The following is a 16,230-nucleotide window of genomic DNA, read 5'->3' as shown; positions in this document are numbered from 1 at the left end:
AGTTAGGCTTCCAACTTCTGGAGGTATGATTTATCAAGCTGCTTACTGACGTAATCAGCCGTCACATTGAATTTCTTAGTTTTCTTTGAGGGCAGGTCATACATAGCGTCCATCATCACACTCTCTACAATCGAACGTAGTCCGCGAGCACCAAGTTTGTACTCTACAGCCTTGTCAACCAGCGTATCGAGTGCCTCCTGATCGAAGGTCAACGCTACACCATCCATCTCAAACAGTTTCTTGTACTGACGAATGATAGAATTCTTTGGTTCAGTCAGGATTCTTTCCAATGCCTTACGATCCAGTGGATTCAGATGTGTGAGTACTGGCAGACGACCGATAATCTCAGGAATAAGTCCGAACGACTTCAGATCTTGGGGAACGATATACTTCATCAAATCGTTCTTATCAATCTTTCTGACGTTGGTTACTGAGTTATAACCTACCACATGGGTGTTCATACGCTGCGCTATCTTACGTTCAATACCATCAAAGGCACCACCGCATATAAACAGGATATTACGGGTATCCACATGGATGTAATCCTGATCGGGATGCTTACGACCGCCCTTGGGTGGTACATTCACCATGGTACCCTCTAATAATTTCAACAATCCCTGCTGTACTCCCTCGCCACTGACGTCGCGGGTGATAGAAGGGTTGTCGCTCTTGCGAGCAATCTTATCGATCTCGTCGATAAACACGATACCGCGCTGGGCTGCCTCAACATTGTAATCAGCCACCTGCAACAGACGTGACAATATGCTTTCTACGTCCTCACCTACGTAACCTGCCTCGGTAAACACCGTAGCGTCCACAATGGTAAAGGGCACATCAAGCAGTTTTGCTATGGTACGTGCCAGCAAGGTTTTACCTGTACCGGTACTTCCTACCATAATAATATTACTCTTCTCAATCTCTACACCATCATCATCCACGGGCTGCTGCAAACGCTTGTAGTGGTTGTAAACAGCCACAGCCAGATAACGTTTGGCATCGTCCTGACCAATCACATACTGGTCGAGATACTCCTTGATTTCCTTGGGCTTGGGTACTTTCAGGGCTTCAGGTTTTTCGGCAGTCTTTCCTTTCTGCTTTGCAGCAGGAGCCTCTCGCAGGTTATCACTTACAATCTGATAAGCCTGCTCTACACAACTCTCGCAGATCTGACCATTCAGGCCCGAGATCAACAGCTTTACCTCGTTTTCGCCTCTACCACAGAAACTACATACTTTCTTCATCGGCATTATTTCTTCCGTGTCAGCACCTCGTCAATCATTCCGTAAGCCTTTGCTTCCTCGGCCGTCATCCAGTAGTTACGGTCAGAGTCGGCATAAACCTTATCGTATGGTGTATGCGAATGTTCCGAGATAATGGTGTATAACTCTTTCTTGAACTTCAAAATCTCCTTGGCCTCGATCTCAATATCCGAAGCCTGACCCTGAACACCACCCAGAGGCTGGTGAATCATCACACGACTGTGAGGCAGAGCCGAACGCTTACCCTCGGCACCAGCCACAAGCAACACAGCACCCATTGATGCAGCCATACCTGTACAGATGGTAGCCACGTCGCTGGTGATAAACTGCATAGTGTCATAAATACCCAAACCGGCTGTTACGCTACCACCAGGCGAGTTGATATAAATAGAGATATCCTTGCCAGGGTCGGTTGAATCCAGGAACAGCAGCTGTGCCTGCAATGTGTTGGCGGTATAATCGTCTATCTGAGTACCAAGAAAAATGATACGGTCCATCATCAGGCGTGAGAACACATCCATCTGAGTCACGTTCAACTGACGCTCCTCGAGAATATAGGGATTCAAGTACTGGTTCTGGGCCTTGATTACATCATCGACCACCAGACCGTTCATTCCTAAATGCTGTACAGCATACTTTCTGAAATCATTATTCATACTATCAATTCCTTTCTTTTAAATATAGAGAAAAGGTTATCGACCTTCCTCATCTTGCGTTTGGGACACAAAGATAATACAAAAAGTCGATAACCCTCGTATTTTAGGGGTTATTTTTTCCTAAAAAAGCTTATTTTTCTGTCATAAGCTTATTAAACTCCTCAAATGTGACCTCTTTTGCATTCAGCTTAACCACATTTTTGAGGGCTTCAGTAAGCTTAACGTCAACAGCACGATCAACGAAGTTGTCGATATTCTCGCGCTTCTTGAGCTGCTCGTTGGCATAGTTCTCCAGAACATCATCGGGCACATTGCTCATACCATACTGAGCGAACTGAGCACGCATAGCCTCCTTGGCAACGTTCTTAATGTCAGCATCCTCAACCTTGATATTCTGAGCGGCAACCAGCTGCTCCTTAATCAGGTGCCAAGCCAGCTCCTTAATGCTACCCTCGAAGTTCTTCTCTACGAAGTCGGCACCCTTATCCTGGTTGTTCTGCAGCATAACACGCTTGAGCAGAGCCTCAGGGAACTCCAGCTTACCAACCTTCTTCTCCATGTGCTTACGAACATCGAGCATGAACTTATAATCGCTATTCTGCTGCAACTGTGGAGCAATGCTCTCTGCAATCTTAGCACGGAAAGCCTTCTCATCCTTAACCTCACCCTCACCAAATACACGGTCGAAGAGCTTCTGGTCAACCTCTGCAGGCTGGAAGTGACGAATCTCAGTAATCTGGAAGCTGAAGTCAGCATTCAGATCCTTTACCTCCTCCTTCTTAACCTTCAGCAGGGCAGCAACCTCAGCATCGTTGTCGGGGTAAGCCTTCTTGGGGTTGAAAGTAATGATGTCGCCAGCCTTAGCGCCGTCGAAGAGCTTCTTCTGGTCGTCGGCCTTGATGTAAGCAGGCATAACCATAGCAGCCTCGGTAGTGATACCACCTTCCTTGGTGTTACCATTCTCGTCAAGCTCGCGCATGTCACCAGTCAGTGTATCGTTACCGCTGAATACCTCAGCCTTTACGAACTCACCAGCCTGCGATGCATACATCTGTACCTGATCGTCAAGCATCTTATCATCAACCTTGATGGTGTAATAGTCAATCTTATCTCTGCCTGTCAGCTCGGCCTTGAACTCGGGAGCTACAGCAATATCGAACACGAATGTCAGATCATCTGCGTTCTCAAAGTCCTGGGGTACCTGCTTCTCCTGATTTGGAAGGGGCTCACCCAGCATCTGGATCTTGTTCTCACGAACATACTCATACAGCTTCTCGCCCAGCAACTTGTTAACCTCGTCAACCTTCACTGCTGTGCCATACTGCTTCTTAATCATTCCCATGGGAACCATACCTGGACGGAATCCAGGAACCTGTGCCTTCTTACGATAATTTTTCAGCTGCTTCTCTACTGCATCCTGATAATCTGCCTTCTCAACAGTCATAGTCAACAGACCATTGATCTTGTCGGCGCACTCAAACGAAATTTTCATCTTCTTATGTACTTATTTATAATATATATTCAAATATTGGGGTGCAAAAGTACAAAAAAACGGCGTAATCAACGCCGATTTTTCAATTTTTAACTTTTCTCCGCCTGCTCCTTGGCATTACGTTCCATCTCTATCTGTTGGAAATTCTTCTTTCTCAACTCGAACGATTCCGTCAGATATTTTTCACGCACTATCTGGTTGGCTGCCAGTTCTTCTGGTGTTCCTTGGAACAAGATTCTACCCTCGAACAACAGATAAGCACGATCGGTAATTGCCAATGTCTCATCCACATTATGGTCGGTAATCAGAATGCCGATGTTCAGATATTTCAGTTTATACACAATCTGCTGGATATCTTCCACAGCGATAGGGTCGACACCAGCAAAAGGCTCGTCGAGCATAATAAACTTGGGTTCAATAGCCAGACAGCGGGCAATCTCAGTACGTCGACGCTCACCTCCCGACAATCGGTCACCTAAGTTCTTGCGAACCTTTTCCAGTCGGAACTCCCTAATCAGTTCCTCCAGTTTATTCAACTGATAGTCGCGAGGCTTACCTGTCATCTCCAGAACCGAGAGGATGTTATCCTCTACAGTCATCTTACGAAACACGCTGGCCTCCTGAGCCAGATAGCCAATACCGGCACGAGCACGCTTGTAAACAGGGAATTTGGTTACATCCTCCTCACCCAGATAAATATGTCCACCATTAGGAACAATCAGTCCTGTGGTCATATAGAACGAGGTTGTCTTACCAGCACCATTAGGTCCCAGTAGTCCCACAATCTCACCCTGCTTCACATCGAAGCTCACATCGTTAACCACCGTGCGCTTACCGTAGCGTTTCACGAGGCCTTCTGTTCGTAATACTATACGCTCTTCTTCCATAATCGGCTGCAAAGTTAGTTATTTTTTGGCATGAATTACACGAATTTCACGAAAAATAATCTCAAATAGAAATAATTCGTGTTAATTCGCGCAATTCGTGTCTTATTTTTCGTACCTTTGCACCCGAATAATTAGTTTGTTTGCAATGTTATTACATAAATGGCTGACCACCTTTGGTCGATATTTGATGCTGATGGGTCGTGTTTTTTCACGCCCTGAGCGTATGAGAATGTTCCTGAAACAGTACATTACCGAGATGACCCAATTAGGCATCAATTCTATCGGCATCGTACTCATCATCTCGTTTTTCATCGGAGCTGTTATCTGTATCCAAATGAAACTGAATATTCAGAGTCCTTGGATGCCACGCTGGGTTGCCGGCTACACCACCCGCGAAATTCTGCTTTTGGAGTTCTCAAGCTCCATCATGTGCTTGATCCTGGCAGGAAAAGTAGGTTCCAACATCGCCTCCGAGTTGGGCACGATGCGTGTTACCCAGCAGATCGACGCACTCGAGATTATGGGTATCAACTCTGCCTGCTATCTGATTCTGCCCAAAATTATCGGCCTGCTCACCATCATGCCATTCCTGGTCATCTTCTCTTCGGCCACAGGTATCATTGGTGCATACGGCACTGCCTATTTAGGACATATCATCGCCCCCGACGACCTGACAGCAGGACTGCAACATGCATTCATCCCTTGGTTCGTATGGATGAGCATTATCAAAAGTCAGTTTTTCGCATTCATCATCTCCAGCGTGCCAGCCTTCTGCGGCTACACGGTCGAGGGTGGTAGTGTAAACGTAGGTAAGGCATCAACCGATGCCGTTGTCACCTCAAGTGTACTCATTCTGTTTTCAGATGTTTTCTTAACCCAGTTACTGTCATGATCGAAGTTAAGCACTTATATAAGAGTTTTGAGGACAGAGAAGTCCTGAAAGATATCAATACCGTATTCGAAGACGGAAAGACCAACCTCATTATCGGACAGAGCGGTTCCGGAAAGACTGTATTAATGAAAAATCTTGTCGGACTTTTCGAGCCAACCCGCGGCGAGATTCTCTACGATGGTCGTAACTTTGTCAGTATGAGCAAGCACGAAAAAGTGATGATGCGACGTGAGATGGGCATGATTTTCCAAAGCGCAGCCCTCTTCGACTCCATGACAGTTCTCGAGAACGTCATGTTCCCGCTCGACATGTTTTCATCAATGACCCTACGCGAACGTATCCGTCGCGCACAGGATTGCTTGGACCGCGTAAACCTGACAGGTGCCGATGAAAAATTCCCTGGTGAGATATCCGGTGGCATGCAGAAGCGTGTAGCCATCGCCCGCGCTATCGCCCTCAACCCCAAATACTTGTTTTGCGACGAGCCCAACTCCGGCCTCGACCCCAAGACATCGCTTGTTATCGATGAGTTGCTACACTCCATTACTCAGGAGTACAACATGACCACGATCATCAACACCCACGACATGAACTCAGTAATGGGCATCGGCGAAAACATTATTTTTATTTACGAAGGCAACAAAGAGTGGCAAGGAGTTAGCAGCGAGGTGATGGGTGCCGATAATCCCCGCTTAACCGACTTTATCTTTGCCAGCGATTTGCTCAAAAATATGCGACGAATCGTCATCGACAACGGGCTGTCTTTATAAAGAACTCAAGAAAAATACCTTGTGATAAAATAAATTTTTCTTAAAAAGCTTGTTCGATTCAGAATTTTTACTTACTTTTGCAGCAATAATACGAAATTATAACATCCAATTTTAGCATTTTTATATGAAAAAAGAAATTAAGATTAAGAATCAGGTTGGCGAGTTAGAGAAAGTAAACGCCTTCATCGAGGAGATCGGAGAGGAACTTCAGCTTGATATGGAGCTGCTGATGAACCTGAACCTGGTAATGGAAGAGATGGTATCTAACGTTATCTTCTATGCTTATCCTGAAGGAAAGACTGCCGACATCGAATTGTCAGCCGAGTGCGCTGGCCACACACTCACATTTGTGCTTAGCGACAAAGGCCGCGAGTTTGACCCTACCATGAAGGAGGACATCGACACCGCTACTGATCCAGCTGACCGCGAGTTGGGTGGTTTGGGAATCTACATCGTAAAGAACATCATGAACGAGGTTACCTATCAGCGTCTGGAGGGCAAGAACCTGCTCACCATGAAAAAGGATTTAGAGGATTAATTACAAAACAATTAGATAACACATATTATGACACAGATTATCAAAGAAGGTGGTAAAACCATTATTAAGACCGGTTCAAGAATCGACACTATGAATGCCAACCAGTTCGAGCAGGACATCCAGCCCGCCTTGAAAGAGGGAGGTGTTGACCTCGAAATGGACTGCACAGAGCTCACCTACATGGCCAGCTCGGGTCTGCGTATCATCCAGAAGACTATGCGCATTGTTACTCAGCTCAAGGGTCAGTTCAAAATCACCAACGTGTCGCCCGAAATTTACAAGATTCTGGCTATGACCGGATTCACCAAGTTCATGAAGGTAGAACAGAAAAAAGCATAACATATGATTTGGTTGGTTGTCTTACTTGTTATTATACTCCTCATTGTCTGCATTGTTCTGCAGATGAAGATTAAGCATAGTCGTGAGCAGGAGGCCGAGGGCAAGCAGTTGCTCGAGGACTACCAGAAGCGCGTCAACGAGATGGAGAAGTTACTCAAGGACTATCGTTCGCTCGAGCAGAACTTCGACAATGTTGGTCAGGGATACGAAGAGGCCCTGATGGCTTTCGACAAGATGGAAGAGGAGAAGCAGAAAGTGCTGAAGGTAAAAGAGGCCATCGAGAAGCAGTCAAACGAGGTTATGGCTGCCAAGCAAAAGCTTGAAGAGACCATGCTCAAGAAGAAGAGCATCATCGAGCAGTATGCCGAGGGCATCAAACAGAAGTTAGACTATACCCATCCTAATGCTGGCAACATCGCTCTGGCAGCCAATCAGATACTCAATGTTATCGACATCGAGATGGAGCAGCCTTTGCAGTGCGAGGATAACGTGATGGCTCAGGATATCGCTGCTATGGCCATCCAGGAGTCAGGCGTCCAGAGCTACCAGAAGGCCGAATTCAAGTGCCAGATGGTAGAGGAAGCTCAGGCCACCATGGTATTCACCAACAGCAAGTATGCCGTGCGCGCATTGGTAGCACTGCTCGACAACGCCATGAAGTTTACCGCACAAGGCGAGATTCTGCTGCTTATCAACATCTCAGGCTCAAACCTCGAGTTCTGCGTTGAAGACACTGGCACAGGTGTTCTCTCCGAATATGCCGAGAAGATTTTCGAGCCATACGTAAAGCTCAACGATTTCTTCGAGGGCAATGGTATCGGTTTAACCGTAGCACGTAGCATCGCCCGCCGTCTGGGTGGCGATATCCGTCTCGACACCGATTACCGCGGCGGCTCACGCTTTGTGTTCTCACTGCCCATCTAATCATAACATACAGCCCCTCCACTAACTATGGAGGGGTTTATTGTATCTAATATTGGTGTAAACCAAAAAAATCGCCACCTATACCTATGAACCTACGACGTCTACTTACCTACCTCTTGTTTTGTCTCGCCGTCACTACGGTGCAGGCCGATAAAACCAGTGAGCTTCGTCAAAGACTACCTCAACTGAAAGGTCAGGAACTGATAGACGCCTACTTTGAGCTTTATCTTTCCAGTCTGTCTTCCAATGATATCGTCTATCAGCAACGCTGCATCAACGACCTCATTGCCGAAGCCCATCATCAGGGCGACCGCGAGAAAGAAGGTATGGCCAGATCCATGAAAATCAAGCTATTCTACAACAACGACCTTAACGACTCCATCTACGAGCAGACACCAAATACGCTACGTTTCTTAGAAACCGCCAACATCTGGGACACCTACTATGAAATATGGTTAATACTTATCGAGACTTACAACTTCGACGGCAAGACCATCATGGGAATGGACGAAGCCAAGAAGATGATTACCGATGCCGAGCTGCACAACAACCAGTATGGCATAGGATTAGGTCACTTCGCACTGGGATTGGTCTACGCCATGATGCGCAACCACGAAGAGGCTGCGAATGCCTATCAGAAGAGCGTCAGCATTCTGACTGGGTTCACCCCGGAACCTACACAACTCGCCGAAATATTCGGTTATTACTCAGAGGTTCTCGATATCCTCAAACGCTACAACGCCATGAACACACTGAACAATCAATGGCGAGATTTCCTGAAAGAGCAATATAACAATACAGATGCCGACGCCAGCATGGCTTGGGGCTATTACTATATGTCGCGCGCGCAAGCCGAGTTGGGATTAGGCCACTATGCCGAAGCCACCAAGATGCTCGATGAGGTACAGAAAAACGCTTCCGACGACTATAACCTGAGTAACATGTGGCTCTTTTTCAGCGCAGAACTGTACAAGCGGCAGCATCTGTACAACGAAGCACTGGCATTCAACAGCCAACGTCTCCAACTCCTCGACGAGAGCAGCGATCCTGCCGAAATCATCCGCGTTCGCAAGCAACGTGCCGAGATATTCGAGAAACTGGGCCGGTTCCGTGAGGCAGCACAGATGTATCAATCCATATATAACATCAGCGACTCTGTCAATGCCAACGACACCAAGAATAAGCTGGCCGAGATGAGCACCAAGTTTCATGTCGACGAACTGAAACTCCAACAAGCCGAAGAGCGTGCCCGCCAACAGCGACTCAGCATCATCACCATTGCCACTATCATTGTACTGGCATTAAGCATATTCATCTATTTCCGTCTGCGCTCAGCACGCCGCTTAAAGATTGCACACCAGCAACTTGAAACCACCCACCAGGAGCTACTCACCGCCTACGACCAGCTGGAAGAGACAACCATTGCCAAGGAGCGTATAGAGAGCGACCTCCGTATCGCACGTAATATACAGATGTCGATGGTGCCCAGCACCTTCCCCGATCGTCCCGACCTCGATATCTACGGTTCTATGACACCTGCCAAGGAGGTGGGTGGCGACCTGTATAACTTCATGATTCGCGACGATGCGCCCGATAAGTTATACTTCGCTCTTGGCGATGTTTCAGGAAAGGGAGTGCCCGCTTCACTCTTCATGGCCCAAGCCACACGACTATTCAGAACTCTGGCAGCCCAACAAATGCAGCCTGCCGAGATAGCCACCCGCATGAACGATGCCCTCTCGGGCGACGACAACGAGCAGGGCATGTTCGTCACCATGTTCCTTGGCGTTGTCGACATCACCACAGGCCACCTGCAATTCTGTAACGCCGGCCACAACCCACCGATACTCGGCACCGAGTTCATAGAGATGATTCCCAACGCACCTATCGGTCTGTTCCCTGGTCTGGATTACGAAGGCGAAGAGATAGCCGATATCCGTGGTCGTCAACTGTTCATCTATACCGACGGACTCAACGAGGCCGAAAACAACGAGAAAGATCAGTTTGGTGATGATCACCTGCTCGACATCATGGCTACTCACCATTTCGAATCGGCAAAGGAGACCATCGAGTACCTGAAAGCCGAAGTAGAAAAGCACCGCGAAGGCGCCGAGCCTAACGACGACCTCACGATGCTATGCTTCACGGTTAAAAGTTAACACCTATTCCTATTAATCTATATAACATTAATAAATTGACCCATCATGACAAAACAATTACTTAGCCTGCAGACATTAACAAGGAGTATTATCTTCCTAGTAATAACCATCATGCCCACCACCCTCCGGGCAGAAGACATCACTACATATGGTCTAACAGTAGGAGGCACAGAAGTCACAAGTGCAAATGCCACAAATATCCTCGGTGATGGAACAGTATCTTTCACCCCAGCAACAGACGACTTACCTGCCACACTAACACTAAATAATGCCACAATAAATGGTAATATCACTGCAGAGAATAATCTGGTAGTACGTTTTGTAGGCGAGAACACCATGTATCGCACTAGCAACGACATGTTTATGTTTACAGGTAACTATGACAGCACGCTATCATTCGAAACAGACGCAGACAACCCAGGAAAACTACGTATTATTGGTTCAACTTCTAAATATTACATAGCAGACAATTGGATGGAGGCACCTGCCATAACCGAAGAAGTTGCAGATGGATCAGATGAAAAATGCAACTGGATGGTAGAATATAATAGCGCTGACAATTATACCGACTTAAAACTAAACAAAAAGTACCCCCTTTGGCTAGATAGTCACCAAGTAACAGATGCAACATTATTTTATAGTGGAGTATCATACGACAGAGAATCAGCCGTTTTAACTTATGGTGGTTATTACGATTCATTTACAATTAAAAGTAGTCTGCCGAATCTAACAATCATCATTGAGGGCGAAGGCCAACGGATGAAATCGATTTCATTCGAACCTACCGTAGATGTTCTTTCTGGCAATCTTACCTTTGATATAGGGTATAATAGCAATGTGAGTTTATCATTGAGTGACTCTGAGAGCGAAGGCGGCGTTATTAGCGGTTTTTCGCAAGTTATACTCAAGAATCCACTACAAGTAAGTAGTCCTGAGAATTTTACAGAATGGACTAGTAACATAAAGACTGTTACGATAGCTAATGCCCCATGTTACAACATCATGATAGCCGGAACTTTCGTTTCCGAAGCAAACAAGGACGATGTACTTGGTGACGGTAGGGTAAGTTACAACAACGACGAACACACGCTAACACTGAATAACGCTACAATAACTATGGGGAATGGCAGTGAACCTGATGCTCCCACAATGGAGGCTCCATGCATAGAGTACTCAGGCACCGATCCATTGACCATCAGTATTATCGGCAACAATGTCATTGAGAGCTACAATGGTGTATCACCTATTCGCCAAAATAGTGACATTCGCTCAACTCTTGTTTTCGGGAAGGGTGATGACATGCCATGCTCACTAAGAATATCATCACCCGGTGAAACTGTCATTGACGGTTTCAAAAGCATCCAAGGTGTAAATGGTGTGAATAATGAAGATGGTAATGATTTGATTGCCATAGCTGCTGATGAATTGGAGATAGATGAAGAGAACGGATTACATTACATATCATCATCAGATAACGTTGTTGAATCGTTAGTGATTGCTGATGATTATAGGCTAAAGGTAAGCGGTGTAGCTGTTTCTAGTTACAATGCTTCAGATGTACTTTCAGAAGACAGTCAAAACAAAGGTAAGGTCTCGTTCAAACAGGAAAACGGGAATAGCATTCTCACTCTGAATAACGCCAAGATCAACAGCGATGGCATCATCAGCTCAGTTGAGGAATTAACCATCGACCTGATTGGCGAAAGCGAGACCTCTGGTAGTATCAGAGCGCAGGGAGACAACTGCAGATTGATCTTCACATCAGCACAGGAGAATCGTGGTGCCGCGAAATTGAATTTCTGGTATAGTGTTGATACGCCCATTAGCGGTTTCTCAGAAGGTAATGTAGTATACAACAGCGGTCTTTGTCTACGAGACGATGCAACCAATTCATCATTACCTAAAGTTGTGGCCCTATTCATTCCTCATGTAGAGATTGACGAGCCCGAGCATGGTCTATATTTCCCCGACCATGTATTCAAGATGACTCAAAAAGAAGAGGCAGAGGGTTTTAATCTCTATTATGCCAATATGATAGGTGCAAGTACACCTGTTAAGACTGAAGACGGCACCTTCACACTTGCAGCCAGTGACAATTCGTATGCCATCCGTTGTTATGCTGTATATCCAGGAGGGGACACTGAAGCAAGCAGGAATTACCAATTTGCGAGCCATTTCTATCCGAAAGTCATCACAAAGCCTGTTTTTTCATTATCAGCAGAGGAAATATATAATGAGCCTCAGCGAGTATCTATCACAGGTCTAACGCAAAACACAACAGAAGCATATATATCAGATTTAAATGAAAACATTCAGGTTCCACAAATCTGGTACTATTTGAACGACAACAAGAATGACTCTATTCGCTATAATGACGAGACCCCAATTACGGTTTCTGAATCTACAAAGATATCATTCTATGTTATCGACGGAGACTCTGGCAAAAAGATAAAGAGCGACATCGTTGAAGCACAATACGTAATCAGACAGAATCCCGGAGTGAGTTTCACTGCAGAAACTGCGCAATACACGATAGGAACTGCAGATAATCCAACCCTCCCCACTCTACAAGATGCATCAGACCTAGAGGTAACATATAGTAGCAATAACGAAAATGTAGCCACGATAAATGAATCTGGCGAAGTAACTGTTATTGGAATTGGAGAGGCTACAATTAGCGCTACCACAGCACAAACAGACACGTACTTATCGCAAACAGTTAGCTATACACTGACGGTTTATAAGGACCTGACGCACTCAAGCATTACTGCTACGATAACAGATGCTACATACACCGGAGAAACTCTAACACCTGCAGTCACGATGAAGGATGGAGACAAGAATTTGGCTCAAGCAGCGACACCAGAAGACACAGGTGATTATACAGTAATATATAGCAACAATACATATGTAGCCACTTCTACTGATGAGAAGGCACCAACAGCAATAATCACTGGTAAGGGGTATTATACAGGAACAATAACACTAACTTTCTCCATTATTGCAAAATCATTGGCAGAGGCAACAATAACACTATCAGAGACAGAGTTTGCCTACGATGGAAATGTTAAAAAACCAAGCGTTACAATTAAATTTGAGTCTGATGGTAGCACTGGTTCTGGCGGATCTACTGGTAATGCAACCATCCTAACAGAGGGTACCGACTACGACGTTACCTACAAAAAAGTTGTAGGCGAAAGTGAGGAAGACATTGCTGCAAACGAAATTATCAATGCTAGTACATATAAAGCCATTGCTACAGCCAAAGGAAACTACACTGGCTCCAAAGAGGCAGCATTCACTATTTCAAAAGCTACCCCATCTATTACATTCGATGAGGAGAGCTACTCCATCGCTTTCGGCGAAACATTCACGCCACCTACCCCAACCACATGTCCAGAGGGATTAACTGTTACAGCTACGAGTTCATCCAACACACAGGTGGCTACCATAACTGACGGAACCATCAACATTATTGGCGTAGGCGAGACAATAATCACTGTCAGCTTTGCAGGTAATAACAACTACGAGGCTACTACAGCTACCTACACACTCAATGTTGCAGCAGGAACAGCAACTGGCGTTACTGCTACAGGTTACGAAGGAACATACGATGCAAAGGCACACGGCATCAGTGTCTCAGCTCCAGAGGGCGCTACCGTAAAATACGGTATTAAAAAGGGCACATACGACCTTACAGAATCGCCAACCTACACCGACGCTGGCACATATTGGATTCACTACCAGGTAGAACATATCAACTACATCACCATTGCAGATAGTGCAACAGTAGAAATCATCAAGGCCGACATCACCCCAACTATCACGCTTGAGGGCTGGCCCTATGATTCAACACCAAACACACCCGAAGTGAAGGGCAATACCGGCAATGGCAAAGAAACAATCACCTATAAGGGTGAAGGATCTGAAGTCTTCACAACAGAAGTGCCAACAGCTTTAGGAACGCATATCGTGATGGTAACTATAGCCGAGACCACCAACTATAACGGTGCCGAAGCCACGAACACCTTCACCATCTCCCCGGCAACGATGACTGTTACTGCATCGGGTTACGAAGGCGCATACGATGGAAAGGCCCATGGTATAACTGTTGCAGCCCCTGAGGGCGCAACTGTGATGTATGGAACCCAGGAGGGCACATACGACCTTACAGCATCACCCACATTCACCGATGCTGGCACATACCAGGTTTACTATCAGGTATCGAAGGAAAACTACACCCCTGTAACCGGTAGTAAAACAGTTGAAATCAGCAAAGCTGCAGGCGGATTGGCTTACTCTGCTGCTACAGCCTCGGCAGAGCTGAATGGCGACGGATGGACAGCACCAAGTCTCAGCAATCCTCATGGGTTGGACATCACCTATAGCAGCAGCAACACCGCAGTGGCTACGGTAAGCGCTACAGGCGCCGTCAGCCTCACCGGCATTGGTCAGACAACCATCAAGGCCACTTCAGCAAACAACATAAACTACGCCGACAGCGAGGCACAATATGTACTGACAGTAACTCGCGGCAAAGCCAAGAGCTACGGCGTAAAGATTGGCGACACCGAGGTGAACGAGGACAACTATACCGATATCTTTGGTGATGACGGAACCGACGATGGCGACCATAAGAGGGTGTCTCCAAGTATGTTGTTCAACCCCGAAAAGAACACGCTGCTGATTATCGGCTCAAACGAAGGTCTTACCATCGAGAGTACCCTGCCAGAGCTGAATATACACCTGAGCCAGGATAACAAACTGAAGAAGGTTGTCTTCAATAATCAGGGCAATAGCGCCAACACAGGAAAAGTGCTGTTCACCTGCGACAGCAACTTCCCAGGCAAGCTGACCATAGAGAACACCGAGGGCGAGAGTGCCATCAGCGGATTTGCAAGCGTCGGCTATGAATTCGGTCTGCAAGTCCTGGCACCCGAGGATGCCACATACAAAGACGGTAAGATGGTTAACGGCAACGGTGCAGTAGTCAGCACGCTGACAATCGGCGTGGTACTGAACCCACTGACGGGCGACGAACCAGACGAGTTGAATCCCGACGACTTTACAGTAACATATCCCGACGGCACCACTGCTACTATCGATCTGACAAACAACGCTATCAACAATATTCTGTACACCCTGAACAATGATACCGAAGGTCAGGGTTATGATCCAGAATACAATGATATCGGCATCGTAACCACCATGACCGACGAGGTCGTTACTCAGGTTGCGAATGATGTTGCCAACAGCACACTCATTGTGGGTAGCGACGACTATGCCAACAGATTTATCGGACTCACGTTTATAGTACAAGGTGGCGAGGGAACCATCAAAATCGCCCAAGAAGTTGAGGATGGTTACGGGTTCCATCTTAAGATTGGAAATAATGATGCCGTAAAGGTGGCAGATTATATCATCACACAACCCAATGCCGATGTTCCTTACCAGTTAGACGACGCCACACTCTGCTGGCTGTATCTGGTAAAGAAGCCAGGTGCATCTACCAGAATGCGAAGCACGCGTGTAAACAAGCGCAGTAAGCTGATGGGAAGCATCAAACATGTCAATATTAAAGCCAAAACTGTGGCATCTACCAACTCTGCTACTAAGGTATCAGGCGGTATCATCACGGTTGCCGCAAACAATGCTCTCACAGACATAGAGGACACTCAGGTCGACAACCAAAGCCAGAGCAGTCAGCATAACAAGTGGTACACCCTGGATGGCCGACAGATCAATAAGCCTTCACAAAAAGGCCTCTACTTTAACAACAAGAAGAAAATAGTGATTAAATAAAGTATTATCTACGTTTAAAGGTCGTTTCCTGATACACACCCTGCTGTACCTGTTTACGTAGCAGCATCTGCTGGCGGGTTAATGTTACCACCTCACAGGCGGTACGCCCGTCGATGGTCAGCCTTCGTCCGTCAAAGGTATAGCCAGCAGTGGTGCTGGCAATAGCATTTGCTTGCTGATACTCAGTGATGGTGCGGGCTGTAATCACCCAATAGCCGCTTGCACGACCAGGCATTCCGTAGCCTGCGTTGTCGGCATAGTACTGCTCACAGATGGCATCCCATGTTCCAATCAATTCTGCACCGTTTTCGGCATTACCATCATAATCCACACTGCATGCCGTCATACTTAAGCTCACGAAACAAGCCATCACGGCGGCCATCACATATAAATAATTCTTCGTCATAGGCTAACTTGTCTTAGGTTAATAGTAGTACTTCTTGTTGGCAAATATAAGAAAAATACTCTACACCTCCAAATTTTTAGCCAGAATTTCGCAAAATAAAGAATAA

General features: G+C 46.3%; 12 protein-coding genes. 7 read left to right on the top strand and 5 right to left on the bottom strand.

What is annotated here, in order from left to right:
- Positions 1-2: 2 nt before the first annotated feature.
- From clpX to lptB, 4 genes are all read right to left on the bottom strand, one after another.
- On the bottom strand, positions 3-1,247 hold the full coding sequence (gene clpX / locus T500_RS0105535) for an ATP-dependent Clp protease ATP-binding subunit ClpX (protein ID WP_028907290.1): 1,245 nt from the start codon (positions 1,245-1,247) through the stop codon (positions 3-5).
- On the bottom strand, positions 1,247-1,915 hold the full coding sequence (clpP, locus tag T500_RS0105530) for an ATP-dependent Clp endopeptidase proteolytic subunit ClpP (protein WP_028907289.1): 669 nt from the start codon (positions 1,913-1,915) through the stop codon (positions 1,247-1,249). The genes clpX and clpP overlap by 1 nt, the downstream gene beginning before the upstream one ends.
- 130 nt (positions 1,916-2,045) lie before the next feature.
- Positions 2,046-3,407: a trigger factor gene (tig, locus tag T500_RS0105525; protein ID WP_028907288.1), complete on the bottom strand. Its 1,362-nt coding sequence runs from the start codon at positions 3,405-3,407 to the stop codon at positions 2,046-2,048.
- An 89-nt stretch (positions 3,408-3,496) separates the two neighbouring features.
- Positions 3,497-4,294 carry an LPS export ABC transporter ATP-binding protein gene (gene lptB / locus T500_RS0105520; RefSeq protein WP_013065316.1) on the bottom strand — a complete coding sequence of 266 codons (798 nt, stop codon included), beginning with the start codon at positions 4,292-4,294 and terminating at the stop codon, positions 3,497-3,499.
- 145 nt (positions 4,295-4,439) lie between these two features.
- Here lptB and T500_RS0105515 point away from each other — a divergent pair, with 145 nt between their 5' ends.
- The 7 genes from T500_RS0105515 to T500_RS0105485 all read left to right on the top strand — a co-directional run bounded on the left by T500_RS0105515 (position 4,440) and on the right by T500_RS0105485 (position 15,718).
- Positions 4,440-5,186, top strand: a complete 747-nt coding sequence (locus tag T500_RS0105515) for an MlaE family ABC transporter permease (protein ID WP_028907286.1) — start codon at positions 4,440-4,442, stop codon at positions 5,184-5,186.
- Positions 5,183-5,956 carry an ABC transporter ATP-binding protein gene (locus tag T500_RS0105510; RefSeq protein WP_028907285.1) on the top strand — a complete coding sequence of 258 codons (774 nt, stop codon included), beginning with the start codon at positions 5,183-5,185 and terminating at the stop codon, positions 5,954-5,956. The genes T500_RS0105515 and T500_RS0105510 overlap by 4 nt, the downstream gene beginning before the upstream one ends.
- Positions 5,957-6,080: 124 nt before the next feature.
- Positions 6,081-6,494, top strand: a complete 414-nt coding sequence (locus T500_RS0105505) for an ATP-binding protein (protein WP_028907284.1) — start codon at positions 6,081-6,083, stop codon at positions 6,492-6,494.
- A gap of 27 nt (positions 6,495-6,521) precedes the next feature.
- A complete protein-coding gene (locus T500_RS0105500) occupies positions 6,522-6,833 on the top strand; it encodes an STAS domain-containing protein (RefSeq protein ID WP_013064295.1) in 312 nt (103 codons plus the stop codon).
- 63 nt (positions 6,834-6,896) lie between these two features.
- Positions 6,897-7,757: an ATP-binding protein gene (locus tag T500_RS0105495; RefSeq protein WP_028907283.1), complete on the top strand. Its 861-nt coding sequence runs from the start codon at positions 6,897-6,899 to the stop codon at positions 7,755-7,757.
- A gap of 86 nt (positions 7,758-7,843) precedes the next feature.
- Complete coding sequence (locus T500_RS16320) at positions 7,844-9,916, top strand: PP2C family protein-serine/threonine phosphatase (protein WP_230580858.1); 2,073 nt, start codon at positions 7,844-7,846, stop codon at positions 9,914-9,916.
- A 45-nt stretch (positions 9,917-9,961) separates the two neighbouring features.
- Positions 9,962-15,718: an Ig-like domain-containing protein gene (locus T500_RS0105485; protein WP_080694803.1), complete on the top strand. Its 5,757-nt coding sequence runs from the start codon at positions 9,962-9,964 to the stop codon at positions 15,716-15,718.
- 4 nt (positions 15,719-15,722) lie between these two features.
- On the opposite strand, the gene T500_RS0105480 is transcribed toward T500_RS0105485, so the two are convergent.
- On the bottom strand, positions 15,723-16,124 hold the full coding sequence (locus tag T500_RS0105480) for a hypothetical protein (protein ID WP_155267448.1): 402 nt from the start codon (positions 16,122-16,124) through the stop codon (positions 15,723-15,725).
- Positions 16,125-16,230 lie beyond the last annotated feature (106 nt).

The organism is Xylanibacter ruminicola Ga6B6, assembly GCF_000687715.1.
In the GTDB taxonomy this organism is placed as follows: Bacteria; Bacteroidota; Bacteroidia; order Bacteroidales; family Bacteroidaceae; genus Prevotella; species Prevotella ruminicola_B.
This window is presented reverse-complemented; position numbering and strand designations above follow the sequence as displayed.

Excerpts from the sequence above, each read along its gene's own strand:
- clpP (WP_028907289.1), bottom strand. The coding sequence starts at position 1,915 with ATGAATAATGATTTCAGAAAGTATGCTGTACAGCATTTAGGAATGAAC.
- T500_RS0105510 (WP_028907285.1), top strand. The coding sequence starts at position 5,183 with ATGATCGAAGTTAAGCACTTATATAAGAGTTTTGAGGACAGAGAAGTC.
- T500_RS0105500 (WP_013064295.1), top strand. The coding sequence starts at position 6,522 with ATGACACAGATTATCAAAGAAGGTGGTAAAACCATTATTAAGACCGGT.
- T500_RS16320 (WP_230580858.1), top strand. The coding sequence starts at position 7,844 with ATGAACCTACGACGTCTACTTACCTACCTCTTGTTTTGTCTCGCCGTC.
- T500_RS0105505 (WP_028907284.1), top strand. The coding sequence starts at position 6,081 with ATGAAAAAAGAAATTAAGATTAAGAATCAGGTTGGCGAGTTAGAGAAA.
- tig (WP_028907288.1), bottom strand. The coding sequence starts at position 3,407 with ATGAAAATTTCGTTTGAGTGCGCCGACAAGATCAATGGTCTGTTGACT.
- T500_RS0105480 (WP_155267448.1), bottom strand. The coding sequence starts at position 16,124 with ATGACGAAGAATTATTTATATGTGATGGCCGCCGTGATGGCTTGTTTC.
- lptB (WP_013065316.1), bottom strand. The coding sequence starts at position 4,294 with ATGGAAGAAGAGCGTATAGTATTACGAACAGAAGGCCTCGTGAAACGC.
- T500_RS0105495 (WP_028907283.1), top strand. The coding sequence starts at position 6,897 with ATGAAGATTAAGCATAGTCGTGAGCAGGAGGCCGAGGGCAAGCAGTTG.
- T500_RS0105485 (WP_080694803.1), top strand. The coding sequence starts at position 9,962 with ATGACAAAACAATTACTTAGCCTGCAGACATTAACAAGGAGTATTATC.
- clpX (WP_028907290.1), bottom strand. The coding sequence starts at position 1,247 with ATGCCGATGAAGAAAGTATGTAGTTTCTGTGGTAGAGGCGAAAACGAG.
- T500_RS0105515 (WP_028907286.1), top strand. The coding sequence starts at position 4,440 with ATGTTATTACATAAATGGCTGACCACCTTTGGTCGATATTTGATGCTG.